Annotated in this window: 24 protein-coding genes, 1 rRNA gene and 2 other annotated features; all 25 genes read right to left on the bottom strand. The window is 39.2% G+C overall.

From position 1 onward, the window contains the following. Nucleotides 1-43: 43 nt before the first annotated feature. The 25 genes from rpoB to rrf all read right to left on the bottom strand — a co-directional run bounded on the left by rpoB (nucleotide 44) and on the right by rrf (nucleotide 24,455). Complete coding sequence (gene rpoB / locus P9E47_RS12590) at nucleotides 44-3,604, bottom strand: DNA-directed RNA polymerase subunit beta (protein ID WP_039957468.1); 3,561 nt, start codon at nucleotides 3,602-3,604, stop codon at nucleotides 44-46. Nucleotides 3,605-3,871: 267 nt separating this feature from the next. Then, nucleotides 3,872-4,474 carry a class I SAM-dependent methyltransferase gene (locus P9E47_RS12585; protein WP_003331740.1) on the bottom strand — a complete coding sequence of 201 codons (603 nt, stop codon included), beginning with the start codon at nucleotides 4,472-4,474 and terminating at the stop codon, nucleotides 3,872-3,874. 201 nt (nucleotides 4,475-4,675) lie between these two features. Continuing rightward, entirely contained in the window at nucleotides 4,676-5,041 is a 366-nt protein-coding gene (gene rplL, locus P9E47_RS12580) for a 50S ribosomal protein L7/L12 (RefSeq protein ID WP_003333395.1), read from the bottom strand. A gap of 49 nt (nucleotides 5,042-5,090) precedes the next feature. Then, nucleotides 5,091-5,591 carry a 50S ribosomal protein L10 gene (rplJ, locus tag P9E47_RS12575; protein ID WP_003333394.1) on the bottom strand — a complete coding sequence of 167 codons (501 nt, stop codon included), beginning with the start codon at nucleotides 5,589-5,591 and terminating at the stop codon, nucleotides 5,091-5,093. A 38-nt stretch (nucleotides 5,592-5,629) separates the two neighbouring features. Next, nucleotides 5,630-5,778 (bottom strand) — a sequence feature (ribosomal protein L10 leader region). A gap of 40 nt (nucleotides 5,779-5,818) precedes the next feature. Further along, nucleotides 5,819-6,520 carry a 50S ribosomal protein L1 gene (rplA, locus tag P9E47_RS12570; protein ID WP_003333393.1) on the bottom strand — a complete coding sequence of 234 codons (702 nt, stop codon included), beginning with the start codon at nucleotides 6,518-6,520 and terminating at the stop codon, nucleotides 5,819-5,821. 114 nt (nucleotides 6,521-6,634) lie between these two features. Further along, the gene (gene rplK / locus P9E47_RS12565) at nucleotides 6,635-7,060 is read right to left on the bottom strand and encodes a 50S ribosomal protein L11 (protein WP_003333392.1); all 426 of its coding nucleotides are present in this window, start codon (nucleotides 7,058-7,060) and stop codon (nucleotides 6,635-6,637) included. A 180-nt stretch (nucleotides 7,061-7,240) separates the two neighbouring features. Then, nucleotides 7,241-7,774 carry a transcription termination/antitermination protein NusG gene (nusG, locus tag P9E47_RS12560; RefSeq protein ID WP_003333390.1) on the bottom strand — a complete coding sequence of 178 codons (534 nt, stop codon included), beginning with the start codon at nucleotides 7,772-7,774 and terminating at the stop codon, nucleotides 7,241-7,243. A gap of 180 nt (nucleotides 7,775-7,954) precedes the next feature. Beyond that, the gene (gene secE, locus P9E47_RS12555; protein WP_035198179.1) at nucleotides 7,955-8,137 is read right to left on the bottom strand and encodes a preprotein translocase subunit SecE; all 183 of its coding nucleotides are present in this window, start codon (nucleotides 8,135-8,137) and stop codon (nucleotides 7,955-7,957) included. A gap of 147 nt (nucleotides 8,138-8,284) precedes the next feature. Next, entirely contained in the window at nucleotides 8,285-8,935 is a 651-nt protein-coding gene (sigH, locus tag P9E47_RS12550) for an RNA polymerase sporulation sigma factor SigH (RefSeq protein ID WP_003333388.1), read from the bottom strand. 77 nt (nucleotides 8,936-9,012) lie between these two features. Beyond that, a complete protein-coding gene (locus P9E47_RS12545; protein WP_003333387.1) occupies nucleotides 9,013-9,522 on the bottom strand; it encodes an NYN domain-containing protein in 510 nt (169 codons plus the stop codon). A 5-nt stretch (nucleotides 9,523-9,527) separates the two neighbouring features. Beyond that, a complete protein-coding gene (gene rlmB, locus P9E47_RS12540; protein ID WP_003333386.1) occupies nucleotides 9,528-10,271 on the bottom strand; it encodes a 23S rRNA (guanosine(2251)-2'-O)-methyltransferase RlmB in 744 nt (247 codons plus the stop codon). A gap of 20 nt (nucleotides 10,272-10,291) precedes the next feature. Then, the gene (locus P9E47_RS12535) at nucleotides 10,292-10,702 is read right to left on the bottom strand and encodes a Mini-ribonuclease 3 (RefSeq protein WP_003333385.1); all 411 of its coding nucleotides are present in this window, start codon (nucleotides 10,700-10,702) and stop codon (nucleotides 10,292-10,294) included. Nucleotides 10,703-10,706: 4 nt separating this feature from the next. Next, the gene (gene cysS / locus P9E47_RS12530) at nucleotides 10,707-12,107 is read right to left on the bottom strand and encodes a cysteine--tRNA ligase (protein ID WP_003333384.1); all 1,401 of its coding nucleotides are present in this window, start codon (nucleotides 12,105-12,107) and stop codon (nucleotides 10,707-10,709) included. Then, the gene (cysE, locus tag P9E47_RS12525; RefSeq protein WP_003333383.1) at nucleotides 12,107-12,754 is read right to left on the bottom strand and encodes a serine O-acetyltransferase; all 648 of its coding nucleotides are present in this window, start codon (nucleotides 12,752-12,754) and stop codon (nucleotides 12,107-12,109) included. Before cysE ends, cysS begins: the two co-directional genes overlap by 1 nt. 177 nt (nucleotides 12,755-12,931) lie before the next feature. After that, nucleotides 12,932-13,161: a binding site (T-box leader), on the bottom strand. A 10-nt stretch (nucleotides 13,162-13,171) separates the two neighbouring features. Beyond that, complete coding sequence (gene gltX, locus P9E47_RS12520) at nucleotides 13,172-14,644, bottom strand: glutamate--tRNA ligase (RefSeq protein WP_003333382.1); 1,473 nt, start codon at nucleotides 14,642-14,644, stop codon at nucleotides 13,172-13,174. Between the two features lie 83 nt (nucleotides 14,645-14,727). Further along, a complete protein-coding gene (gene ispF, locus P9E47_RS12515) occupies nucleotides 14,728-15,201 on the bottom strand; it encodes a 2-C-methyl-D-erythritol 2,4-cyclodiphosphate synthase (RefSeq protein ID WP_003333381.1) in 474 nt (157 codons plus the stop codon). A 4-nt stretch (nucleotides 15,202-15,205) separates the two neighbouring features. Next, on the bottom strand, nucleotides 15,206-15,898 hold the full coding sequence (gene ispD, locus P9E47_RS12510; RefSeq protein ID WP_035198173.1) for a 2-C-methyl-D-erythritol 4-phosphate cytidylyltransferase: 693 nt from the start codon (nucleotides 15,896-15,898) through the stop codon (nucleotides 15,206-15,208). A gap of 21 nt (nucleotides 15,899-15,919) precedes the next feature. Next, nucleotides 15,920-17,032, bottom strand: coding sequence for a PIN/TRAM domain-containing protein (locus P9E47_RS12505; RefSeq protein ID WP_003333378.1), 1,113 nt, complete (start codon nucleotides 17,030-17,032; stop codon nucleotides 15,920-15,922). A gap of 145 nt (nucleotides 17,033-17,177) precedes the next feature. Further along, complete coding sequence (radA, locus tag P9E47_RS12500; RefSeq protein ID WP_003333377.1) at nucleotides 17,178-18,560, bottom strand: DNA repair protein RadA; 1,383 nt, start codon at nucleotides 18,558-18,560, stop codon at nucleotides 17,178-17,180. A gap of 119 nt (nucleotides 18,561-18,679) precedes the next feature. After that, nucleotides 18,680-21,103 carry an ATP-dependent protease ATP-binding subunit ClpC gene (clpC, locus tag P9E47_RS12495; RefSeq protein WP_003333376.1) on the bottom strand — a complete coding sequence of 808 codons (2,424 nt, stop codon included), beginning with the start codon at nucleotides 21,101-21,103 and terminating at the stop codon, nucleotides 18,680-18,682. Between the two features lie 5 nt (nucleotides 21,104-21,108). Then, nucleotides 21,109-22,191, bottom strand: a complete 1,083-nt coding sequence (locus tag P9E47_RS12490) for a protein arginine kinase (protein WP_003333375.1) — start codon at nucleotides 22,189-22,191, stop codon at nucleotides 21,109-21,111. After that, the gene (locus tag P9E47_RS12485; RefSeq protein ID WP_003333374.1) at nucleotides 22,192-22,740 is read right to left on the bottom strand and encodes a UvrB/UvrC motif-containing protein; all 549 of its coding nucleotides are present in this window, start codon (nucleotides 22,738-22,740) and stop codon (nucleotides 22,192-22,194) included. It lies immediately after the preceding gene. A 43-nt stretch (nucleotides 22,741-22,783) separates the two neighbouring features. Further along, a complete protein-coding gene (locus P9E47_RS12480; protein WP_003333373.1) occupies nucleotides 22,784-23,245 on the bottom strand; it encodes a CtsR family transcriptional regulator in 462 nt (153 codons plus the stop codon). A gap of 176 nt (nucleotides 23,246-23,421) precedes the next feature. Continuing rightward, the gene (locus tag P9E47_RS12475; RefSeq protein WP_003333372.1) at nucleotides 23,422-24,123 is read right to left on the bottom strand and encodes an MgtC/SapB family protein; all 702 of its coding nucleotides are present in this window, start codon (nucleotides 24,121-24,123) and stop codon (nucleotides 23,422-23,424) included. Between the two features lie 215 nt (nucleotides 24,124-24,338). Beyond that, nucleotides 24,339-24,455: ribosomal RNA gene (gene rrf, locus P9E47_RS12470) — 5S ribosomal RNA — on the bottom strand. Nucleotides 24,456-24,530 lie beyond the last annotated feature (75 nt).

Genomic DNA, 24,530 nt, shown 5'->3' with positions numbered 1-24,530 from the left:
GAGACAGCCTAGTCGTTTTCATTGCAATTATAATTAGTGGTAATTATTCAACAGGTGTAACATCTTTTTCTTCAGTAAGGGTCGATTCATTTGTATCTAATACAGCAACATCGCGACCGTCCTCTTCATCGTCGAAATCGCGTAATTCAATTTCCTCTTCATTACTAGATAACATCTTAACATCCATGCCCAAACTTTGAAGTTCTTTGATTAAAACCTTAAAGGATTCAGGCACCCCTGGTTCAGGTACACTTTCACCTTTAACAATAGCTTCATATGTCTTCACACGTCCCACAACGTCATCAGACTTAACAGTTAAAATTTCTTGTAAAGTATAGGCTGCCCCATATGCTTCAAGCGCCCAAACTTCCATTTCCCCGAAACGCTGTCCGCCAAATTGTGCTTTACCACCAAGCGGCTGTTGCGTAACAAGTGAGTATGGTCCAGTAGAACGAGCATGAAGTTTGTCATCAACCATGTGAGCAAGCTTAATCATATACATGATCCCTACTGAAACACGGTTATCAAACGGTTCACCAGTACGGCCATCGTAAAGGATCGTTTTGGCATCTCTAGCCATCCCAGCCTCTTCGATTGTTGCCCATACATCCTCTTCAGTTGCACCATCAAACACTGGTGAAGCCACATGGATTCCAAGATAACGCGCAGCCATACCTAAGTGCAATTCAAGAACCTGCCCGATATTCATACGAGATGGTACGCCGAGCGGATTTAACATGATATCAATCGGTGTTCCATCCGGTAAGAAAGGCATATCCTCTTCCGGAAGTATTCTTGAAATTACCCCTTTGTTACCATGTCGTCCTGCCATCTTGTCGCCTTCATGAATTTTACGCTTCTGCACGATAAAGACGCGAACTAATTGGTTAACGCCAGGAGGCAATTCATCTCCATCTTCACGGTTGAAGATTCTTACGTCAAGAATAATACCGCCGCCACCATGTGGTACTCGTAATGATGTATCACGTACTTCACGAGCTTTTTCACCGAAAATAGCATGTAGTAATCTTTCTTCAGCTGTTAGTTCTGTTACGCCCTTTGGCGTTACTTTTCCAACTAGCAAATCTCCATCCTTAACCTCAGCACCGATTCGAATTATTCCTCTTTCGTCAAGATTACGGAGTGCATCTTCACCGACATTCGGAATATCTCTTGTGATTTCCTCGGGTCCAAGCTTCGTATCACGTGCTTCAGATTCATACTCTTCAATGTGGATCGATGTATAAACATCATCCTTCACAAGGCGCTCACTCATAATGATGGCATCCTCGTAGTTATATCCGTCCCATGTCATAAAGCCAACTAGCACATTTCGTCCTAGCGCTAGTTCGCCCTTATCCATTGACGGACCATCAGCAAGGATTTCGCCTTTTTTGACTTCATCGCCAACTGTAACAATCGGGCGTTGGTTATAGCATGTTCCTTGGTTTGAACGTTTGAATTTCAACAGTTCATATTTATCAAGGTTTCCTTTTACAGTTTGACCGTCTACCTCTGAATAACGACGAACATGAACAAATCCAGCTTCTACATGTTCAACAATTCCGTCATACTTACAAATAACAGCAGCACCGGAGTCTTTGCCGTCAACATATTCCATACCAGTTCCGACAATTGGTGCTTCCGGATTCATTAATGGAACAGCTTGACGTTGCATGTTCGCTCCCATGAGCGCACGGTTAGAGTCGTCATTTTCTAAGAAAGGAATACACGCAGTCGCTGCAGATACTACCTGTTTAGGCGAAACGTCCATATAGTCTACACGGTCTTTTTTAACTACTGTATTTTCACCACGGAAACGAACAACAACTTCCTCATCGAGGAATTCACCTTCATCTGATAGGAGAGCATTCGCTTGCGCAACAATATAATTATCCTCTTCATCTGCAGTTAAGTAATCGATTTGATTTGTAACCTTACCAGTTTCAGGGTCGACCCTACGATATGGCGTTTCTATAAATCCAAATGTATTTACTTTTGCATAGGAAGATAGTGAGTTAATCAATCCAATATTCGGACCTTCAGGCGTTTCAATCGGACACATACGGCCGTAGTGTGAATAGTGAACATCACGCACTTCAAAGCCGGCACGTTCACGAGTTAAACCACCTGGTCCTAATGCAGATAAACGACGTTTATGAGTCAATTCTGCAAGCGGATTTGTTTGGTCCATAAATTGTGAAAGCTGTGAGCTTCCGAAGAATTCTTTAATCGCCGCGATCACTGGACGTATATTAATTAACGCCTGCGGTGTAATATTATTTGCATCTTGGATAGACATCCGTTCACGTACAACACGTTCCATACGAGACAGACCAATTCTGAATTGGTTTTGTAAAAGTTCTCCAACCGAACGCAAACGACGGTTACCTAAATGGTCAATGTCATCTGTATCCCCTACATGATGTAAAAGATTAAAGAAATAACTGATAGATGCAAGAATATCAGCAGGTGTAATATTTTTTATGCTTACATCGATGTTTGAATTGCCAATGACATTGATCACTTTTTCTCCATCTTGATCCTTTGGAGCAAAAATTTTGATGGATTGAACAGTAATATCTTCATCAATGACGCCGCCATGCGGCTTCAAAACTTTAAAACCGATATTATTTTCAAGATAAGGTAAAATTCTATCAAGCGTACGGCGATCTAACACCGTGCCCTTTTCAACCAACACTTCTCCTGTTTCTGGATCTACTAAAGTTTCAGCAACACGTTGGTTAAATAGACGATTCTTAATATGAAGCTTCTTATTAATCTTGTAACGTCCAACATTTGCCAAGTCATAGCGTTTTGGATCAAAGAAGCGTGAAATTAATAAACTTTTAGCGTTTTCTACTGTAGGTGGTTCACCAGGGCGAAGTCGCTCATAGATTTCTAACAAAGCTTTTTCGGTAGTCTCCGTATTGTCTTTGTCCAGCGTATTTCTTAAATACTCATTCTCACCCAGTAATTCAATAATTTCTTGGTCATTACCAAAGCCAAGAGCACGCAATAGAACTGTTACAGGTAATTTACGCGTACGATCAATACGAACATAAACTACATCTTTAGCATCAGTTTCATATTCAAGCCAAGCTCCACGGTTCGGGATTACAGTCGCTGTAAAGCCCTTTTTACCATTTTTATCAATCTTACCACTATAGTAGACACTTGGTGAGCGAACAAGCTGAGAAACGATAACACGTTCAGCCCCGTTAATAACAAAGGTTCCTGTTTCTGTCATTAAAGGGAAGTCACCCATAAATACATCTTGTTCTTTTACTTCACCTGTTTCCTTGTTGATTAAACGAACCTTCACTCTTAAAGGTGCAGAGTATGTAACATCTCGTTGTTTTGATTCACCAACAGAATATTTTGGCTCACCTAAACTATAATCAATAAATTCAAGTGATAGGTTACCAGTAAAATCCTCAATCGGAGAAATATCTTGGAACATTTCTCTGAGCCCCTCATCTAGGAACCACTGATAAGATGAGAGTTGAATTTCGATAAGATTTGGTAATTCTAGCACCTCGCTAATTCGCGCATAGCTCCTGCGCTGGCGGTGGCGTCCATACTGAATTAGTTGACCCGTCAACTGATTCACCCCTCAAAATAAAACGTTTTATTTTAAAAAGCACAAATATCTTTAATAAAAAGATCTTTGAGCCGTGTTACCGATAAAACAGATCCCTTTTACAAAGAAAAAAGGCTTCTAAACAATCAAAAGCACACTAAAGACAAAAATTCCATTTTATTAGCATTACCAATAGGTATACTTTTATACACTTTGTTGTAAATTTGCCTATTATTGGTGTATACATTCATTGGCATTTTATAATCTTATCACAACGAAAAAAAACCGTCAACTTTTTTTTGATTTTATGATATAATATCCCTTTTTCTTTGCAACAACTTCAACTTCATTAAAAAGAGACTTCAATTTTTCAATGGCAGATGGGGCCCCTTGCTTTTTCTGAATGACAATCCACAGTTCCCCATTATCAGCTAAATGTTGATACGATTGTTCGAAAATTTCGTGGACTACCTTTTTCCCCGCCCGAATCGGGGGGTTGCTGACAATAATGGCAAATGAGTGATCCTTCACATTTTCAAAGAGATTACTTTGGTAAATCAAAACATTATTAATTTTATTCTGTTCGCTGTTTTTTCTTGCTAACTGCAATGCTCTTTCATTTACATCTACCATTTCAACCTGACGATCCAGGTTTTCTTTTGCAAGCGTAAGACCAATCGGCCCATACCCACAGCCTACATCTAATATATTCCCCCGGGTAGCAGGCATCATAATTGAATCGATTAATAATTTTGAACCAAAATCAATTTCACTTTTCGAGAATACTCCTAAGTCTGATGTGAAAATAAAAGAATGGCCTTTGAGTTTATATTCAAAGGTGAAAGGCTTGCTTTCTACGGAAGGATTACTTGAATAGTAATGGTCGGTCATTTGTAATGCACAACCCCCTTTTGATAGTATAAAAAAAAGCTCACTCAAATGAGCAAGCTTTCTCTTTAGAAGATTGAACAAAGATCAAATACGCCTTGGCGTATTTGCGCCCAGATTTTTTCGAGCTTGCTCGAAAAACTACCTTTGAAAATCTGAGGCATCCGCCGGAGGCTTTAACTTTATTCAACTGAATAAAGTTAATTACTTAACTTCAACGTTAGCTCCAACTTCGTCAAGTTTAGCTTTGATATCTTCAGCTTCTTCTTTAGATACGCCTTCTTTAAGCGGCTTTGGAGTGTTGTCTACTAAGTCTTTTGCTTCTTTTAAGCCAAGACCAGTGATTTCGCGAACAACTTTGATAACTTTGATCTTTTGGTCGCCAGCGCTAGCTAAGATTACGTCAAATTCAGTTTTCTCTTCAGCAGCAGCGCCACCAGCAACAGCGCCACCCATAACAACTGGAGCAGCAGCAGTTACGCCGAATTCTTCCTCGATTGCTTTTACTAAGTCATTTAATTCTAAAACAGTCATATTTTTAACCGCTTCAATGATTTGTTCTTTAGTCATTTGAATTTTCCTCCTTAATTTTCATTCAGTGTTTTTTTAATAACAGTTCTTAAGCACCTTGTTCTTCTTTTTGATCAGCAACAGCTTTTGCTGCAAGAGCAAGATTGCGGATTGGAGCTTGTAATACGCTAAGCAACATAGAAAGTAAACCTTCGCGTGACGGAAGTTCAGCTAATGCTTTCACTTCTTCTACACTTGCAATTGTACCTTCGATGATACCTGCTTTAATTTCTAAGTCCTCGTGCTTTTTAGCAAATTCGTTAATAATTTTCGCAGGAGCTACTACATCTTCAACTCCGAATGCAACGGCAGTTGGTCCAACTAACTTGTCATTAAGATCGCCGAAGTTAGTAGCTTCAGTTGCACGACGCATCATTGTATTTTTGTATACTTTAAATTCAATGCCTGCTTCACGTAATTGTTTACGTAATTCAGTTACTTCAGCAACATCTAGTCCACGGTAATCAACGAATACTACTGATTTGCTCGCTTGTAACTTATCAGAGATCTCTTGAACTAGTTGTTTCTTTTGTTCAATGACAGCGCTCATCTTTACACCTCCTGTAGAATTTTATACCGTACGTGTTTTAAGGAATATAAAAGCCTCCAACGTCAGTAGACATGGAGGCATAATAGATCCGTTCATTACGAAATGTAACAGATTTATAAACACACCTCGGCAGGAAATTAAGTCCGTAAGGAACACCTACTGTCTACGGTATAATAGTTAATTTAACAACGTTTGTAATTATAACTGTTTAAAATAAGTTTGTCAACTTATTTTCCTAGTAATAATGCAGAAACGTCAACTTTAATACCAGGGCCCATTGTAGAAGCAATTGCAACATTCTTCATGTATGTTCCTTTTGCTGCAGCTGGCTTAGCCTTTTGGATTGTCTCAACGATTGTTGCTAAGTTTCCAGAAAGCTTGTCATCTTCAAATGATACTTTACCAATTGGAACATGAATATTTCCAGCTTTATCTACACGATATTCAACTTTACCAGCTTTAATATCGTTAACTGCTTTTGTAACATCAAATGTTACAGTACCAGTTTTAGGGTTTGGCATTAAACCTTTTGGTCCTAATACACGACCAAGTTTACCAACTTCACCCATCATGTCAGGTGTAGCAACAACTACATCAAACTCAAACCAACCTTGTTGGATTTTAGTAATGAATTCTGCATCTCCAACATAATCTGCACCTGCAGCTTCTGCTTCTTTCACTTTTTCACCTTTAGCAAAAACTAACACGCGTTGAGTTTTACCAGTACCATGTGGTAGAACTACAGCTCCACGAATTTGTTGGTCAGCTTTCTTAGGGTCAACGCCTAAACGGAAAGCAACTTCAACACTTTCGTCAAACTTAGCTGTAGCAGTCTTTTTAACTAATTCAATAGCTTCTTGAACTGGATAAGCTTTTGAACGGTCAACAAGCTTTGTAAGCTCTTGATATCTTTTACCTTTTTTAGCCATAATAAATCCTCCTCGTATGTGGTTATAACGGTTTTACCTCCCACGAATAAAGGTTGCGAGTGTCGATAATCATTCTCTCGCAACCTCTGCCAATTACCTTAGCGACTCACGGGATTAGTCTTCAATAACAATTCCCATGCTGCGTGCTGTACCTTCAACCATGCGCATTGCAGATTCTACACTTGCAGCGTTAAGGTCAGGCATTTTTTCTTCTGCGATTTGGCGAACCTTATCACGCTTAACTGTAGCAACTTTTTTCTTGTTTGGTTCACCTGAACCAGACTGAATACCAGCAGCCACTTTTAAAAGAACAGCAGCAGGCGGAGTTTTAGTAACAAATGTAAATGAACGATCTTCAAATACAGTAATTTCAACAGGGATAATTAAACCAGCTTGTTCTGCGGTACGAGCATTAAACTCCTTACAGAATCCCATGATGTTTACACCTGCTTGACCTAACGCAGGACCAACTGGTGGTGCTGGATTAGCTTTACCTGCAGGAATTTGAAGTTTTACAATTTTAATAACTTTTTTAGCCACGAGACACACCTCCTTAAATAGTCCGTGATGTGGTAAAATTAGGCCCTTTAGACCCTCCCACTCATACTCCTATATATCTACAATAGTCTCTGTAATTTGAGACTCATAGGAAACACAAGAATTTTATCATTTATCCCGTCCAATTGCAAGAACTTTTTTGTCCAGCTTCCGCTTTTCTATTTAAACGGATTGAATTTGTGTAAATTCCAATTCAACCGGTGTTTCTCTTCCGAACATATTAACATGAACCTTAACCTTCTGCTTGTCCATATCAATTTCTTCAATTGTCCCTGTGAAGTTCGTAAATGGCCCCTCAATGACACGTACCGTATCCTTAAGCGAAAAGTCAATTTCAGTTGGCATTTTGTCCAATCCCATTCTTTTAAGGATTACATCAACTTCATCGGGTTGAAGCGGAATAGGTTTAGAGCCGGAACCTGTTGATCCAACGAATCCTGTTACACCAGGCGTATTTCTTACAACATACCAGGAATCATCAGTCATAATAATTTCAACTAATACATATCCAGGAAATACTTTTTTCTTAACGACTTTCTTTTTACCGTTTTTAATTTCTTGCTCTTCTTCTTCTGGAACAACAATGCGGAATATTTTATCTGACATTCCCATTGATTCAACACGTTTTTCTAAATTTGTTTTTACTTTATTTTCATATCCGGAATACGTATGCACAACATACCAGTTTTTTTCCATCATTTAGGACATTTTTAGTCCATTCCCTCCCTAATTGGATATTTCGCTGTCAACCCCATGAAGCAATGCTAAAGCGTTTCCGCTTTTCGAACAAAGACAAAAAAACCCGCGAACGGGTTCTATTTCCTGTATTTCCTTGATTACACAACATTATACCACAATTTATCACAGTGCAATAACTTAACCAAGAATTAAGCGAATTAAAGATGAAATTCCCATATCTACAACGGTAAAAAACAAAGCTACAAATGTAACTGTAACAATTGTTGTTATAGTATATTTAGTTAATTCCTTTTTCTTCGGCCAGCTTACTTTTTTCATTTCGCGGACAACATCACGAAAGAACTTTACGATACGTTGCATGTAGTTACCTCCAACTTCACGTTCAACATTATATAATAGGGTACATTTACCCATTCTTCTTATTCACTTGTAAAACTGTAACATAGTCATAATTTAAATGTCAATGTTAACTTCATTCAAGTGAAGTCTTCGACAAAAAAAGGGAGATTACAGCGTAATTTCCCTTAATTCTAAATATCGTTCCAGCTTTCGTTTTACTCTTTGCAGCGCATTATCGATTGATTTAACGTGACGATTTAAGTCTTCGGAAATCTCTTGATATGTACGCCCATCTAGATAAAGGCTAAGAACCTTCCTCTCTAAATCGCTTAATATCTCAGCCATTTTAACTTCGATATCATCAAATTCCTCTTGATTAATAATCAATTCTTCAGGATCAAGGGCCTTCGTACCTGAGATGACATCAAGCAATGTACGGTCGGATTCTTCATCATATATGGGCTTGTCCAATGAGACATAAGAGTTTAACGGAATATGCTTTTGGCGAGTGGCTGTTTTAATCGCTGTTATGATTTGCCTCGTAATGCACAACTCAGCAAATGCTTTAAAGGATGACAGCTTGTCTTCTTTAAAGTCACGAATCGCTTTATAAAGACCGATCATACCTTCTTGAACGATATCCTCTCGATCTGCTCCAATTAAAAAATAAGACCTTGCCTTTGCACGAACAAAATTCTTGTACTTATTAATCAAGTACTCCAAAGCTTCACTAGAACCTGCGTGGACCTGTTCGACTATTTCTTCATCCTCTAGACGCTCTAAATCTTTGATAGTATTTTCTTTGAGGTTTATGCTCACTCTTTGATCCCTCCGTCCACATCCGATGCATATAGATAGCAATATTATACAGCAGGTAAATTCAGGGAGTCAACCATTCAACGATCTCCCCGACGCCATTTTTCGAAAATTTCAGCAATTTCACCTTTTATTTTAATACGATTTGTTGCTTTTGATTGATTTGTTTCGAGTAAAGACTTATTTATTTTTTTCTCAATCGAATTCATTTCGTTTAACAACTCTCGTGCTGATTTTCTTAAAGCTCCTTGGCCAAATACAACCCATTGTTCGGTATAATCCGATGTAGCAACATGGATTTGTGTTTTTATGTTATTCAGTTCATTGGCCATTTTTTCAATTCTTTCATCAGCAATTTCGTTTTCCTTTGTATAAATCACTTCTACATTGTGGTTTGTTGTTTTTGTTTCAATACCAGGAACTTGGTGAGCATCGAACACAATGATGACGCGGTATCCAGTAAAGGCTTTATACTCTGCCATTTTCTCTATTAATTTATCCCGTGCTCCAGCAAAGTCAGTCTTTTTCAATTCTCTTAGTTCTGGCCAAGCACCAATAATGTTGTAACCGTCGACGATTAGTACATCCATAACCGCTATTCCCCAATAGGATTTCGCTTACGATAAACCTCGTACATTAATAAACTGGCAGCAACTGATGCATTAAGCGATGTAACCTTGCCGACCATCGGCAATCGAATTAAAAAGTCGCATTTTTCACTGATAAGCCTGCCGATTCCTTTCCCTTCACTGCCAATGACGATTGCAAGCGGCATTTTTGCATCCATTTGCCGGAAATCCTGCTTCCCTTTTGCATCTGTTCCTATAATCCAAATGCCCTTTTCTTTTAACTCCTCCATCGTTCTAGCAAGATTCGTAACCCTTGCTACAGGTACATGTTCAATCGCTCCTGTTGAAGCTTTGGCTACAGCAGCTGTCAAACCGACTGCACGGCGCTTCGGTATAATTACTCCGTGAATACCCGCTGCATCGGCCGTTCGGAGAATTGAACCTAAATTATGCGGGTCCTCAATTTCATCCAATATGAGAAAAAAGGGATCCTCATTTTTTGCCGCTGCCTTATTAAATAAGTCTTCAATCTCGGCATATTGGTAGGCTGCAACAGATGCAGCCACACCTTGATGATTCCCTGAAACTGTATGGTCAAGCTTTTGTTTTGGAACATATTGAACAATGACGCCAGCTTGTTTCGCAAGCCCGATAACCTGTTGCATTTGTCCCTTATTAGAGCCCTCTGCAATCCATATTTTATTAATATCCCGCTCTGCTCTTAAAGCTTCTAATACTGGGTTTTTCCCGATGATCCATTCATTATCCATCCGTACTCACTCCTTCCTCATTAAGACTTTACATGAATTAAGTTAAAACCAAATTCCATTAATTCATTTAACCGCTCTTCATTTCCCGATAAATAATGATAGCCTAACAACGCTTCAAACGCTGTGCTATACCGATAGGTTTGAACATCAGTGTTTTTGGGGACAGTCGCCGATTTCGCATTTCTGCCCCGCTTAACAACAGCGACTTCCTCTTCTGTTAACAGATTCTCCTCTATCAAACTGCGAACCATGATTGCCTGAGCTTTGGCTGACACATACTTTGTTGATTCGCGGTGAAGCTGGTTCGGCCTAACTCCACCACTTGCCAACAGATTAAACCTAATAAAGCTTTCAAAAACAGCATCACCCATATAAGCAAGCGCCAATGAATTTAATTGTTTTACATCAATAGTATGGTTTTTTACAAGCACAACATTACATCCTTTTCCAACGTGTTCCTTGCGGTGTATCCTCCAGAACAATGTTCATATCCTTTAATTGATCTCTAATTTGGTCTGCTAGTGCAAAATCACGATTCTTCCTTGCATCAATTCGTTTTTGAAGCAATTCTTCAATCTCTTCATCAAGCAACTCTTTTTCTTTTTGAAGAGTGATGCCGAGTACTCCCGCTAAGTTTTCAAACTGCTCCATAAAGGCATGAATCACTTCTGATGATGTCTGATTTTCTCTTAAATAAATATTGGCTTGTTTTGCTAAATCAAAAAGAACTGAAATAGCATTAGCTGTATTGATATCATCGTCCATTTCAATAATAAACTGTTCATGGATTCCTTCAATAACCTTGAGCCATTCTTCATTTGAGTCTGTTAAACCGGTGCTGACTACCTTACGATAGCTTAAATTCTCATAAGCTGTACGAATCCGTTCCAATCCGCTTTTAGCACTTTCCAACAACTCCTGGCTGAAGTTAATCGGATTTCGATAATGAACTGACAACATAAAGAAACGCAACACTTGTGGATCAATTTGTTTAATAATATCATGCACCAATACAAAATTCCCAAGTGACTTGGACATTTTCTCATTATCTATTTGAATATAACCGTTATGAAGCCAGTAGTTTGCAAAGGTTTTACCTGTTAACGCCTCTGATTGGGCAATTTCATTTTCATGGTGCGGGAATGTTAAATCCTGACCGCCTGCATGAATATCAATCGTCTCGCCTAGATATTTTTTCGCCATTGCTGAACATTCAATATGCCAGCCCGGACGCCCTTTCCCCCATGGGCTTTCCCAATAAATCTCGCCTTCTTTTGCTGCTTTCCATAAAGCAAAATCCAACGGGTCTTGCTTCTTTTCACCAACTTCAATTCGAGCACCGAGACGAAGATCATCAATCGGTTGATGTGACAGCTTTCCATAATCATCGAATTTTCTTGTTCTAAAATAGACATCGCCTTCTGACTCGTAAGCATAGCCCTTCTGGATTAATGTTTCAATAAATTCAATGATGATATCCATATTTTCCATTACACGTGGATGGACATCGGCTTTTTTTACACCTAAGGCTGTTACATCTTCATAAAAGGCTTGGATGAAACGGTCGGCGATTGTTGGAACATCTTCCCCAAGCTCTTTTGCAGCCTTAATTAGCTTGTCATCAACATCTGTAAAATTTGAAACATACTTTACTTCATAGCCTCTGTACTGTAAATAACGGCGAACTGTATCAAAAACAATGGCAGGCCGTGCGTTTCCAATATGGATATAATTGTATACAGTAGGGCCGCATACATACATTTTTACTTTTCCATCTTTAATCGGTTTAAATTCTTCCTTGCTGCGGGTTAATGTATTATAAAATTTAATTGCCATCAAGCATCACTTCCTGACTTTAGTTTATTTATTTCCTTTTTGAGCATATTCATTTGTGATTCCATCTCCGCTAATTTTTCAGCAACCGGATCCGGTAATTCATTATGTTTTAAATCACGAGCCACTCTTACTCCATCTCTTATTACTATTTTCCCTGGAATACCCACTACCGTGGAATTGGGCGGGACGTCTTTTAGAACAACAGAGCCGGCCCCAATTTTGGAATTTTCCTCAATAGTAATCGATCCTAATACCTTAGCGCCAGTGGCGACAAGAACATTATCCTTTAAGGTTGGATGCCTTTTCCCCTTCTCCTTCCCCGTACCGCCCAGTGTTACACCTTGGTATATGGTGACGTTATCACCGATTTCACATGTTTCCCCGATAACAACACCCATACCGTGGTCTATGAAAAAACGTCTGCCAATTTGGGCACCGGGGTGAATTTCAATCCCGGTAAAGAACCGACTTATTTGCGAAATAATTCTCGCTAGGAAGAAGAACTTTCGTTTATATAACGGATGGGCAAGTCGGTGGGCCCAAATTGCATGTAGTCCGGAATAGGTTAAGATTACCTCGATATAGCTTCTCGCTGCAGGATCTTGTTCAAAAATGACTTCGACATCTTCACGTAACATTTTAAACACTTCAATTCCCCCCTATTAGAAAAGCGCAAGCGCCTTGCTCATCGCCGTACAAACTGGAGGGTCTTTGACTTATCGTAGGGAGAAGACCTGAAGTTTGCTAGGCGATAGGCGCTGGAGCTAGACAATGATATGCAAAATTATATACTTTTAATATAAAAAAGCGCCCCTATGCTAATGCACAGAGACGCTTACGCGCGGTTCCACTCTGTTTGGGTAAAAGAACAAGTGCTATTACCCCAACTTCCCCCTTATAACGGCAGAGTCCCGCTTTTATCTACTAGAGTGATCGTTCAATAAAAGACTCAGAGGTGCATTTTCAAGATGGTCCGCTTAAACTACTTTCAGCCGGAGGTAGTTCTCTCTACTAAGCCAAAACAATCTCTACTTTTCCTCATCAACGTTTATACCTATACTATATTAGCTTTTTCTCGAAATGCCAATCAATTTATTTAGGCGGGCAAGAATTTTATCTTTTCCCAACAAGCGAATCGCCTGTGGAAGATCAGGTCCATGGACTTGTCCAGTTGTTGCAACACGTATTGGCATAAATAAATTTTTGCCTTTATGACCAGTTTCCTTTTGCACAGCCTTCATAGCCGCCTTAATGTCTTCAGCCTCGAATGTTTCAAGCTGCTCAACTTGTTGTTTAAAGTTTCTCACGACTTCAGGAACGCTTTCCCCACTTAATACCTCTTTTGCTTCTTCATCGAACTCAATATCTTCCTTGAAGAATAATTCAGTAAGCTCAACAATTTCAGCCCCATAGCTCATCTTTTCCTGATGAAGAGCAATTAAATCACGAGCCCATGCCCTTTGTTCATCTGTAAGATTCTCAGGAAGACGTCCGGCTTTAATTAGATGCGGCAATGAAATTTGAACGAGTCTGTCCACATCTACTTGTTTAATATATTGATTGTTCATCCATGTTAATTTATTTGTATCGAACACGGCAGGTGACTTAGCTAAACGGCTAGGGTCAAAGATTTTAATAAATTCTTCTTTTGTAAAAATCTCTTGTTCCCCGCCCGGTGACCATCCTAAGAGTGCAATAAAATTAAATAAAGCTTCAGGTAAGTATCCTAACTCTTCATATTGCTCAATAAACTGAATGATTGATTCATCACGTTTACTTAACTTTTTATGGGATTCATTTACGATTAATGTCATATGTCCAAAAATCGGCGGTTCCCAACCAAATGCATCATAAATCATCAGTTGTTTTGGTGTGTTAGTAATATGATCATCACCGCGAAGAACGTGGCTCATTTCCATCAAGTGGTCATCAATAACAACAGCATAATTATAAGTTGGAATACCATCCTTCTTAACAATAACAAAGTCTCCAAATCCATTGGAATCAAAGGATACTTCGCCTTTGACAATATCCTTAAAGGCAATTGTTTGATCAGAAGGAACTTTAAAGCGAATGCTGGCTTTACGGCCTTCTTCTTCAAGTGCTTTATGGTCTTCTGCAGACAAGCCACAGCATTTTCTAGAATAAGCTGGTGTTTCTCCTTTTGCCATTTGAGCTTCCCGCTCTTGTTCAAGCTCTTCTTCCGTACAATAACATTTATAGGCTGACCCCTTCGCTAATAATTCTTCCGTATACTTTTGGTAGATTTCGATGCGCTCCATTTGGCGGTACGGGCCATACTCTCCACCTATATCAATGCTTTCATCCCAGTCAATTCCAAGCCAAGTTAAGTATTTAAGCTGGCTTTGCTCCCCACCCTCAATATTTCTCTTAACATCTGTATCTTCAATACGAATAATAAATTTCCCATTTTGATTTCTTGCATATAAATAATTGAATAAGGCCGTACGTGCATTACCAATATGTAAATGCCCCGTTGGGCTTGGTGCATATCGAACTCTAATTTGCTTTGCCATAATTTCAGACACCTTCCGTTTTTTCCTAATATTTCTACTCTAACTTTAAATCTTAATGAATATTACCAAGGTGGTCAAGCTTGTTATTTAGTTAATAAAATAACGGCTTGAGCGGCAATTCCTTCACTGCGGCCGATAAAGCCAAGTTTCTCCGTCGTTGTAGCTTTCACATTGATTTGGCCAATTTCCGCTTCTAAAAGACTAGCAATACGCGCTCTAATTTCCTCAATATATGGTGCCATTTTCGGCTTTTGGGCAATGATTGTACAATCTAGGTTCCCAAGCTTATAGCCTTCCTTTTTTACAAGTGCCCAAACATGCTCCATTAGCTTTGCGGAATCCGCGCCAAGAAAAGCAGGGTCAGTATCAGGAAAATGCTTGCCGATATCACCAAGTGCTAATGCTCCTAAGGCTGCATCACTAACTGTATGAAGAAGTACATCGGCATCAGAATGGCCTAGCAAACCTTTTTCATACGGAATCGTAATTCCGCCGATAATAAGCGGTCTCCCTTCCACTAATTGATGAACGTCAAATCCTTGTCCAATACGAATCATTTGTTTATCTCCCTTTTTTATATTTAGCTAAAATTGCTTCCCCATAAATTAAATCCTCTGGCGTTGTTAGTTTAATATTTTCGTAATCCCCTAATACGATATGTACCTTTTTCCCTAATCTCTCCACTAAACTTGAATCATCCGTACCTAGAAATTGATCGTCTTCTGCCTTTTGGTGTGCATCTAAAATAACAGAAAGACGAAAAGCTTGTGGGGTTTGCACCGACCACAAGCTTGAACGCTCCACTGTTTTTTCTACTATGTTGTTCTGTACTGCCTTAATCGTATCCTTCATAGGCACTGCAACAATAGCCCCCTCATTTCTAGAGGCGCTGTTTACAAGTTTATGAATAATCGATTGTTTAATAAACGGTCTTGCCCCATCATGAATAAGGACAATGGCATCTTCGTCTGGTACGGCCTTCAATCCGTTATAGACACTATTTTGTCTCTCTTTCCCGCCGTTTACTATTTTAAGAACATTTTTAATATGATATTTGCGAATAAGTTCAATAAATAGATTTACCTCATTTTCATTAACGGCTAAGATGACACCTTTGCAGTGTTCATCTTGTTCAAACACATTTAAAGTATGAATAATGACAGGTATTTGATTTAAGGGAATAAAAAGCTTATTCATCCCTGCATTCATTCTTTTCCCTTGCCCTGCAGCAGGTATTACAACATAATAGTCCATCGTCTTCCCCTTATAAAGTCATTATAGTGCTTTCTCTAAAGCCTTGGGCTTAGCAAAAATCATTCGTCCCGCTGATGTTTGAAGGACACTAGTGACCAGAACATCAATACGCTTACCGATATAATCTCTACCTTCTTCGACAACGATCATTGTGCCATCATCAAGATAAGCAATCCCTTGATTATGTTCTTTCCCATCTTTTATAACCTGTACATTTAATTCTTCCCCTGGTAGAACAACCGGTTTTACGGCATTGGCCAGATCATTAATATTTAAAACTGAAACATTTTGCAATTCACAAACTTTATTTAAATTAAAGTCATTTGTAACGACAATGCCGGAAGTGATCTTTGCCAATTTTACAAGCTTGCTATCAACTTCCTGGATTTCTTCAAAATCACCTTCATAAATTTCCACATTAATTTCTAATTCTTTTCGAATTCGATTCAAAATATCCAAGCCACGGCGGCCTCTATTTCGTTTTAAGGCGTCCGAGGAATCGGCAATGTGCTGTAACTCCTCTAACACAAACTGCGGGATAACGATCGTCCCTTCTAAAAATCCGGTTTGGCAAATATCAGCGATACGACCATCGATGATGACGCTTGTATCAAGGATTTTCAATTTCCCCGGTACATATTCTTCTGCTTGATCTGCCTCATTGGCTTGTGGCTTCTTTTTATCTTTTGCCCCAAGCCGTGCTGGAAGCGAAAATAAATTTATAAGCTCTTCACGCTTTTTAAACCCTGTTTGAAACCCTAGATAGCCGAGAAACAATGTTACAAATATTGGAATAATTGTGCTTAACACTTCGAATTTAATACTTTTTAAAGGAATCATAATTAAAAAAGCAACAATCAAGCCTACAATCAAGCCTAAGCTTCCAAATAAAATATCGGTCGCCGGCGCCTTTACCAACGATTCCTCAATCTTACGGATTAAACCAACAATATAATCAGTTAACCAAAATGTAGAAAGAAATAAAATAATTGCTCCGTAAACTGTGCAGGCATAAGGGGACGCAAACCACCCGATATTACCTACATTCATTAACTCTAAAAATAGCGGAAAGTACAAGAACCCTAGTGTTCCGCCCACGATAATAAAAAATAGCTGAACGATTTTTTTAACCATTCCTTCACCTCCTTTTATCATTATTAACTTTTTTTCTATTTTAAAAACATTGTTCGTTACAGAAAAATAATATTTCACTTACTATTTTATATTGAAATGATGATAAATATCAATTTTGTAGGCAGATTACTAAAAATTGCATAAGCTAACGTTCCAAGGTGTGATCTAATGCTTCTGCTACTGTTGAAACGCCGATGACTTCGATGCCCTTCGGAGCTGTCCATCCGCCAATATTTCTTTCCGGTATAATAACCCTCTTAAAACCAAGCTTCGCTGCCTCCTGAACACGCTGTTCGACGCGGGAAACCCTTCTTATTTCCCCTGTTAACCCGACTTCGCCAAACACTACATCTGTTGGGTTGGAAGGTTGGTCACGAAAACTCGAAGCAATACTTACAGCCACACCAAGGTCAATTGCTGGCTCGTCAAGCTTAATTCCACCGGCTACTTTCAGATAAGCATCATAAGCCCCTAATAAAAACCCTACTCTTTTCTCTAGAACAGCCATAATCAAAGACACCCTGTTATGATCAATTCCTGTCGCCATTCTCCGCGGGTTTCCAAAGCTAGTCGGTGCTATTAAAGCCTGAATCTCCACTAACACTGGGCGTGTACCTTCCATCGAAGCAACAACTATGGAGCCAGCAGCACCTTCTGACCGTTCCTCCAAAAATATTTCGGAAGGATTTAGTACTTCCCGTAAGCCTTCTTCCTTCATTTCGAATATACCCATTTCATTTGTTGAACCAAATCTGTTTTTAACCGCCCTTAAAATACGATATGTATGATGGCGTTCCCCTTCGAAATACAAAACTGCATCAACCATGTGCTCAAGTAGTCTTGGACCAGCGATCGATCCCTCCTTTGTGACATGTCCGACTAAGAAAATAGCAATTCCCTTCGTTTTTGCAATTCGCATAAAGTGAGAAGTACATTCCCTTACCTGCGACACACTGCCAGGGGCAGATTGAACCTCAGGATGATAAACGGTTTGGATTGAATCGATAACAACAAAGGATGGATTCATTTCATCAATTGCTTTTTCTATATAAGCTAAATCTGTTTCGGATAAAACGAAAAGGTTATCACTTTCTATACGTAAACGATCGGCCCGAAGTTTCGTCTGGCGAGGAGATTCTTCTCCAGATATGTATAAAACTTTATGATTTCGATTTGCAAGCTGTGAGGATATTTGTAATAAAAGTGTGGATTTTCCAATTCCAGGGTCGCCGCCAATTAACACAAGTGATCCTGGAACAATACCTCCGCCTAAAACTCTGTCCATCTCCTTATACTCTGTATATATTCTCGGCTCGCTAACAGATTGAATGGTGGTAATCATTTGAGGCTTATTTGTTCCAGCTATTGTCTCAGAAGAAGTAACAAATGATTGTCTTCTTGATGATTTTGGGAGCTCTATTTCCTCCACCATTGTGTTCCACTCATTACACCCAGGGCATTTCCCCATCCATTTCGGTGTTTCATAGCCACATACCTGACAGCAAAATTTTGTTTTTTTCTTTGACATGAAAAAATCCCCTCTTAATTAAAGTTACCACATATTGTTAATATTTATGATACCATAACGAATAATGTAATCAAAAAGAAAAAAAGGACGCTTTTGGCATCCTTCCTTAAGTTCAAACACTACTCTGTCTTTACTACATAATCATCATTTTCTACATCAATGATGATTTTATGACCCTTTTGAATAGTCCCTTTTAATAACTCTTCAGATAAGCGGTCTTCAACCTGCTTCTGTAGTGCTCGTCTTAATGGTCTAGCACCATATTCAGGATCAAAGCCTTCATTTGCAATTTTTTCTTTCGCTGCATCTGATAACGCAAAATCAATGTCCTGCTCTTTTAAGCGTTTTGTTAATTCATTCGCCATTAACGTGATAATTTCATTAATATGCTGTTTCTCTAAAGAGTGGAAGACAATAATTTCATCAATACGGTTTAAGAATTCAGGACGAAATGCCTTTTTCAAAGCATCCATTACCTTCGATTTCATGTCCTTGTATTCTTGACCCTCTTGAACATTAAAGCCTACATATTTATTACGCTTAAGCTCGCTTGCACCGACATTTGATGTCATAATCACAATCGTATTTCGGAAGTCAACAGTACGTCCTTTTGAATCAGTTAAGCGACCATCCTCTAATACTTGAAGAAGAATATTAAATACTTCTGGATGTGCTTTTTCAATTTCATCTAAAAGAATTACAGAAAACGGTTTACGACGAACCTTTTCGGTTAATTGCCCCCCCTCTTCATGACCTACATAGCCTGGAGGTGAACCAACTAAACGGGATGTTGTATGCTTTTCCATATACTCTGACATGTCAATGCGGATCAAAGCATCTTCATCGCCGAACATGGCTTCTGCAAGAGCGCGAGCTAATTCCGTTTTACCTACACCAGTAGGGCCGAGGAAAATAAATGAACCGATTGGGCGCTTTGGATCCTTCAATCCGGAACGTGCTCTACGGATTGCTTTTGCTATAGCTTTTACAGCTTCCTCTTGGCCGATTACACGAGAATGGAGAATACTTTCCATGTTCAATAGACGGTCTGTCTCTGCTTGAGCCAATTTAGATACAGGTACTCCAGTCCAAGCAGAAACCACTAAAGCAATATCCTCTGTAGTTACTTCTGAGTTTTCTTTACCCTGTCTTTCTTTCCACTCTTTCTTCGTTTTTTCGACATCTTCACGAAGACGCTGCTCTGTATCTCTTAACGAAGCAGCTTTTTCAAATTCCTGACTTTGAACGGCTGCATCTTTTTCTTTTCTAATTTCCTCGAGCTTTTGCTCTAACTCTTTTAAGTTAGGCGGAGCAGTATAAGAGCGAAGACGGACTTTGGCTCCTGCCTCATCAATAAGGTCGATCGCTTTATCAGGAAGGAAACGATCTGATATATAACGAGCGGAAAGCTTTACGGCCTCTTCAATAGCCTCATCTGTAATGGAAACACGATGGTGGGCTTCATAACGGTCACGTAATCCATATAAAATTTGGATTGCTTCTTCTTGAGTCGGTTCACCAACTTGGATTGGCTGGAACCGACGTTCAAGGGCAGCATCCTTTTCAATATATTTTCGGTATTCATCTAATGTTGTGGCACCGATACATTGCAGTTCCCCACGTGCAAGGGAAGGTTTAAGAATATTGGATGCATCAATTGCACCTTCTGCTCCACCCGCACCAATCAAAGTATGCAATTCATCGATGAACAAGATAATATTGCCTGCCTGGCGAATTTCATCCATCACTTTTTTCAAGCGGTCTTCAAATTCACCACGATATTTAGTTCCGGCAACAACAGTACCCATATCGAGCGTCATGACGCGCTTATTACGTAAAATTTCGGGTACTTCATTTTGAACGATTTGCTGGGCAAGACCTTCCGCAATCGCTGTTTTACCTACCCCAGGTTCACCGATTAAAACCGGATTATTTTTTGTTCGGCGGCTTAATACTTCAATTACACGTTGGATTTCTTTGCCTCTGCCAATAACAGGGTCAAGGCTTCCTTCACGGGCAATTTGCGTTAAATCGCGGGCAAGACTGTCTAATGTTGGAGTATTAGCATTTGCTACCACCCCGCCGGAATGACTGCTGGAAGTAGATTCATTGCTTCCTAACAGTTGTAAAACCTGCTGGCGTGCCTTATTTAAGCTTACACCTAAATTATTTAATACACGGGCTGCAACGCCTTCGCCTTCACGGATGAGTCCAAGTAAAATATGCTCGGTCCCTACATAGGAATGGCCCAACTTTCTCGCCTCATCCATAGAAAGTTCGATCACCTTTTTGGCTCTTGGTGTATAGTGAATCGTTTGACTCGCTTCATCACCCCTGCCAATAAGGGCCTCCACTTCCTCTTGGATTTTTTCCGGCCCAAGATTTAGGGCTAATAGTGCTTTTGCTGCAATCCCTTCACCCTCACGAATAAGGCCTAATAAAATATGCTCAGTCCCGATATTACTATGTCCTAAACGAACCGCTTCCTCTTGTGCAAGTGCCAATACCTTTTGCGCACGTTCGGTAAATCTTCCAAACATCATTTAGATCACTCTCCCATCGAATCCTTTTCTAATTTTAATCGTTCTCGGATTAGAGTTGCTCTCCTTACATCTCTTTCTTCAGGAGCTAGTCTTTTTCCTGCAAATCTCTGTAAAAAACCTGGCTGCGTTAAAATCATTAATTCACTTAATATTGATCTTGAAACATTTTGTATAAATCCTAAATCAATGCCAAGCCTTACATCTGATAAACACCGGGAAGCTTCAGTTGATGGAATGATGCGGCTATTTGCTAAAGTGCCATAGGAGCGCCATACCTTATCTTCAAGCTGGATAGAGGAGGATCTTACAAGCATATCCCGTGCCGAGCGCTCTTGAGCAATGACTTGGGCAACTACACTTTCTAAATCTTTGACAATATCCTCTTCCGACATACCTAAGGTAATTTGATTTGAAATTTGAAATATATTTCCTTGTGCTTGACTACCTTCACCGTATATACCTCTCACAACCAATCCTAGTTGGTTAATGGCAGGTATTATTTTATTCATTTGATTTGTTAAAATGAGGGCTGGCAAATGAACCATTGCAGATGCCCGAAGTCCAGTCCCAACATTTGTAGGACAGCTCGTTAAATAGCCCCTTTTCTCATCAAATGCAAAATCAACTCTTTCTTCGATCCAATCATCAATCGCATTGGCAACCTGTAGAGCCTGGGATAATTGCAGTCCCGGAAATAAGCACTGAATCCTGACATGGTCCTCTTCATTGACCATTATGCTAACCTCTTCATTTTCTGAAAGGATCACTGCCCCTTGCTCTGCATCATCAGCAAGATGAGGGCTGATTAAATGTTTTTCAACTAATACTCGCTTATCAATCGGTTCAAGATCCATCATTTTAATAAGTTCAAATTGACCAAGATTGGGGTTAAAACTGCGGTTTACAATGGACTCCTTCATTAACTCGACAACTTGTTCTAAATCATCCCCAGAAGCTAAAGTAGGAAAAACGATGTCTTTCAGATTTCTTGCTAGACGGACCCTGCTGCTCAGCACAATATCACTATCAGGACCTTCTTGGCTCATCCAAGGGCTTAATGCCTGATTAATAAAACGTTGTAATGACATTTATGAGCGCTCCCCCTCTCTATGCTCACTTAAGAGTTGCTCTAAGGAGCGGATTTTGTCTCTGATTTCAGCCGCTCTCTCAAACTCCTCATTGTGAATTGCTTTTTGGAGCTGTTCCTTTAATTCCACAATTTCCTTCGTTAGATGAAGATTACCGCCTATTCGTTTTGGAATTTTACCTTCATGTGCTGTATTTCCGCTATGAACCCTTCTTAAAATCGGATCTATTTTGTTGCTGAATGTCTTGTAGCAGTTTGAACACCCAAACCTTCCAATCTTAGAAAATTGCTGGAATGTCATGCCACATTGATTACATTGCTCAGTAACAAGATTTCCAAAAGGATTACTGCTTGGGCTTGTAGATAGAGGATAATCTAAATTTAATAAGCCGGAAAGGAGGTTGCTAATCGAAAACCCTCCGGCCCCAGACATAATTTCACCTTTTTCCCTTGCACATTGCTCACAAAGATGCGTTTCCGTTTTCTGTCCGTTAATGATCTTAGTAAAATGGAGCGAAGCAGGGTTTTGGTGACATTCTTGACATTCCATAATTACACCTCTCCCTTTTTTAGGTTCGTTATTGGGTAGTTATTTACTTATATTTTAAGGTGAACAGCATCGATTTCAAAATGTTGGAGCGTAACTCATCTCTACCTGGTAATTCGATTAAAAGCACACTTCGATCAATAGCACTAATAATTAATTTAGCTTCCCTTTGAGAGATTACTTGTTCTTCAAGCAACCTTTCAATTAGAACCTCTGATGTAGACTGCGAAATTCTATTTGGAATAAGTTCAATCATTTGGTCAATTAATTCAGCATGGTCATCTGTTTCGACCTTTATGATCCGAATATACCCTCCTCCACCCCTTTTACTTTCCACTATATAACCTTTTTCAATCGTAAACCGAGTGTTGATCACGTAATTAATTTGTGAGGGGACACATTGGAATTTTTCAGCTATTTCATTTCTTTTAATTTCAACGACATTTTCTTCACTAATATGCAATACCTTTTTTAAATATTGTTCAATAATATCAGAAATATTTCGCATCAATCCCTCCCCTTTCTACTGACTTTGACTTTCTTTGACCATGAATATATTATATAGCCGAATCAAGATTCTTTTCAACTTTTAAGTCTAAGAAAAACACAGTAGTAGCATACCCACTTTTAATGGAGCACAAACGGAGAAATGGGAGATTGCCTCCTACGTTTACATTTTGGGTCTCAATAGATTTGCTGAACATAATCATTTGTCGAGATTTTATCCAGGATTTTCGCACGAATGGATGGGTCCTTCATTTTAATTTCTATTGTTATTTTCTTTTGATCGGCTTCACCTTCATTATTTTTTAATGATTGGATAGATACTTTTTGAAATGATATATCATTCTCTTCCAATACCTGCAATACCTCATTAAGCTTATTGCATTTCTTGTCCATTACAACCGTTAATATTTCCGTATTGCTTGTGGAAAGAATTCTCTTTTCAAACTTATTCAAAAAAATTAAACTTAATAACACAACAATTGTTGTTAGTAGAGCAGGTGCGATCATTCCAACCCCCACGATTAAGCCAATTCCAGCAACAACCCAAATGGATGCAGCTGTTGTTAATCCATGAACGGTAACACCTTTGACTAAGATCGTTCCCGTACCCAGGAAACCGATACCACTAATAACGTAGGAAGGGATTCGTGCCGGATCAAATCTAATATTGGCATTCATATCAATATAGTCTTGAAAGCCATAAAGGGATAAAAGCATCATTAAACAGGAACCCACCCCGACTAACAGATGTGTCCGAAATCCTGCCGGATGTTTTTTGATTTCCCGTTCAAGTCCGATGATTCCACATAATAAGGCAGCTATAAAAATCCTAATCGTCATTACCCAGAAGTCATTTCCTAAAAATTGTTGCAGTTCCATAGTTGAGCCCCCTTTTTTACACGTACCTATCTATATAATTCGCAATTCATTCCGTTTTTTCCTTGTAAATCGAAAATGTATATTTTGTAGCTTTGTTGGAGCGTGGTAAGGAATTTATGTGTACTCTATGTATGTGGTAAAGGATTGGACTTGTGCTTTTTATTGTATTAAAAAGAAATACAAAAAAGAACAGCATTTCTGCTGTTCTTTCGTTTGCTTGGCAACGTCCTACTCTCACAGGGGGACAGCCCCCAACTACCATCGGCGCTGAAGAGCTTAACTTCCGTGTTCGGAATGGGAACGGGTGTGACCTCTTCGCTATCGTCACCAAACATTGTATTGAATTGAAGGTTGTTCCTTCAAAACTAGATAATCTGCATTCATACTTACTTCATTGTCCAGCTACA

The organism is Schinkia azotoformans, from assembly GCF_035811335.1.
Classification (GTDB): domain Bacteria; phylum Bacillota; class Bacilli; order Bacillales; family Bacillaceae_J; genus Schinkia; species Schinkia azotoformans.
The sequence above is the reverse complement of the archived record's forward strand: the minus strand, read 5'-3'. Positions and strand labels throughout refer to the sequence as shown.